The 583-nt window shown below is 57.1% G+C and carries 1 protein-coding gene; it reads right to left on the bottom strand.

What is annotated here, in order from left to right; translation table 11 throughout:
• Positions 1–583, bottom strand: a 583-nt coding sequence (locus tag VVR41_RS10705) for a hypothetical protein (protein ID WP_368524757.1), incomplete at both ends; no start/stop codon positions are given.

The raw sequence follows: 583 nt of genomic DNA, 5'->3' as shown, positions 1-583 counted from the left end.
CCCAACGAGCCCCGGTACTCAACAGCGGGATTAGCCCAGTTGTTAAAAGTCGTCGGGTAATTACGCAGAGACCCGATGGTCGTCCGAGTATCGGAAGCGATTGTGTCGAAGCGACCCGTTTCCACGGTAGGCGCGCAATTGCCAGTGCCGCTGATTCCGTGAGGAGTGTCATTGATCTCGTAGAAGCTGTTCACCTGCGCGGCGTTGTCTGCCGTCGAGACAGGCGGAAGCTCGCCAGTACGAGCCCAGTCATAATCCTTCAGAAGCTGACACCCTTCCTCGTAGGATCCCACTCCGCCTCCCTCCTGGGAGCACTTGAAGAACTTGTTCTCAGCACGGATCGGCACCCAGGTGTTCTCCGAGGTCGCGGTGACCTTCCCCTTCACAGTGAAGGTGTAGACACCAACCCGTTCAAGACCCATCGTGTACGCCGACCACGCGCGCGAGGCACTGACAGCAGATTCTTCCAACCCAAAAAAGGCGAAATTGGTGGCAGGCTCACTGAGGTCCTGGTCAAGCGGGATTTTCCACACTCCAGTAACGAGCGGCGGATAATCAACGCCGTCCTCCATTACTTGCGAAA

Source organism: Corynebacterium sp. LK2510 (assembly GCF_040946405.1).
In the GTDB taxonomy this organism is placed as follows: domain Bacteria; phylum Actinomycetota; class Actinomycetes; order Mycobacteriales; family Mycobacteriaceae; genus Corynebacterium.
The sequence above is the reverse complement of the archived record's forward strand: the minus strand, read 5'-3'. Positions and strand labels throughout refer to the sequence as shown.